Source organism: Dysgonomonas sp. Shenzhen-Wh21, assembly GCF_043392705.1.
Lineage (GTDB): Bacteria > Bacteroidota > Bacteroidia > Bacteroidales > Dysgonomonadaceae > Dysgonomonas.
This window is the reverse complement of the sequence record NZ_JAIXHZ010000222.1, coordinates 1-1,915: the sequence shown is the minus strand read 5'-3', so window position 1 is coordinate 1,915 and position 1,915 is coordinate 1. Positions and strand designations below refer to the sequence as shown.

At 33.5% G+C, this 1,915-nt stretch carries 2 protein-coding genes; both read right to left on the bottom strand.

Annotated elements, in window-relative coordinates; genetic code table 11:
• A partial coding sequence (locus tag LDB17_RS14760; RefSeq protein ID WP_393925120.1) for a universal stress protein occupies positions 1–1,110 on the bottom strand: 1,110 nt, incomplete at its 3' end.
• Positions 1,111–1,441: 331 nt separating this feature from the next.
• Positions 1,442–1,849, bottom strand: coding sequence for a hypothetical protein (locus LDB17_RS14755; protein WP_393925119.1), 408 nt, complete (start codon positions 1,847–1,849; stop codon positions 1,442–1,444).
• Between the last annotated feature and the right edge of the window lie 66 nt (positions 1,850–1,915).

Genomic DNA, 1,915 nt, shown 5'->3' with positions numbered 1-1,915 from the left:
TGGTCCAAACATGGCGGATTCGATCAATGAATTTATTAAAACCTTTCTAGATATACTAGGTAAAAAGATCCGACCAAAAAGATTCCGTCGTTTAGTATTTAGCATAACTATATTAATGTTTTCTTTTTTAATAAATTCATTGATCGAATCCGCCATGTTTGGACCATCGATAAGTTGATAGCTAACATTCAGTTCCGGATATTTATCGATAAAATATTTTTTCATTTCAGCAAGCTCAGCTTCAGACCATTTCTCATCTTTTTTGTTTATTACATTTACATGGGTAAGCGTTATTCTTACATTAGGATAAGGCTTCAATATATTAACTAAGAAATCAAAAGCGTCCAAATCCCTTTTCTGAAAGTTTGTAAGAAAAGCTATATTCTGAAAATCAAGAGTGTTTTCAATCGTAAAGTTCTCCGGAATAGCCATCACAGGCACATTGGTCATCTCAATTATATCAGCCGTTACATTCCCTACTACATTCCTCTTATTGTTACTTAAACCTTTAGTACCTAAAACAAGTAAGAACGGTTTATATTCTTCTACAAAGTTTTCTATCTCTTCACTAATGAGTCCTTCACGTAACGAATATGAATAATTTATAGGGGGAAATTCTTTTTGTGTAATTTTCTCATCTATTTCATTACAAAAATCAAGCATTCTCCGTCTAGCTACACTTAGTACATCACTTTCATCATCTTTGTTTAAATTATCAGCAAATGGGAATGTAATTGGAAAATGTACCCGATATACATGCAGTATTTTCACTTTAGCATTCGTTTGTTGCGCTATGGTAAATGCTGCATGACAAGCCTTTATTGAGTAACTGGAAAAGTCTACAGCGACTAGAATGCGTTTCCGTCCGTCATCTATTTTAGATATCTTCTCATCATCATATCTGAATAGTTTTTTATTTTCAATTACAGATATGGCATTCATTAAATCTTCTTTATCTACACGTACGGCCAACCCCAGGCTTGTATCGTCAGCATTTTGCGAAACATTCACAAGATGTGTGTTAATACCCCTTTCTTCCAAAACCTGCTTTAATATATAAGCTTTCTGAGGAGTATGTATGGCTATTGTTACTAATTTATCTTCTTTCATGTCTTTACCTATTTAAAGTTCGCTTCTAACAAATTTACAAAAAACTATCCACAATAAAAGTGATAAATAGCCTCAATATTAACAAGAAGCAATAAAGTTTCACCTTATTTAAACATATGATAAAACAAAAGCGTCCGGAACTAAAAAGTTCCGGACGCTTAGTATTATTTATAGTATAAGTATTATTGCTTATCTGATATACCTAACTCTTTTTGAACTGCCTCATATTCAGCTGATTTATCTATATTCAATAGACTCAAGTTATAATATACATTTTGTAGTTTCATTAATGCAGGTTTGATATCTAAATCAAAATCAGCACCTCTGGCTTTCAACAAATCTCTATATTTTCAAGATATGGTAAAGATTTCTGGTAAAAGTCTGCAGTTTGCTTATCTAACTGTGCTTGTTCACTTCTACTATTTGTTTGACCAGCTTTTTCTTTTACATCCTGAGCCTGAAGTATATACAACACACCTAAGCCTTCAAGGGCTTTCTCACAGTTAGCATCAGCAGCGATAGCTTGTAGATATGCAGGTTCTGCACTTGCATAATTTTTTTGCTCAGCATACAATGATGCTTTTACACCTATCAATTCACAAGTATTGCTTGGATCGTTAGCAATCGCTTGATCCAGATAAGCCATAGCTTCTGCCGTCTTGCCTCCTCTAATGAATTCATTGATCAAGTTTGGTGTGAAATATTTATTACCAGGGAATTTCTTAGCACCATCATTCAATACTTGTACAAACGCAAGACTATCATTTACTTGTTGGTATTAGCTCTATCCAATCGGCTGATCATG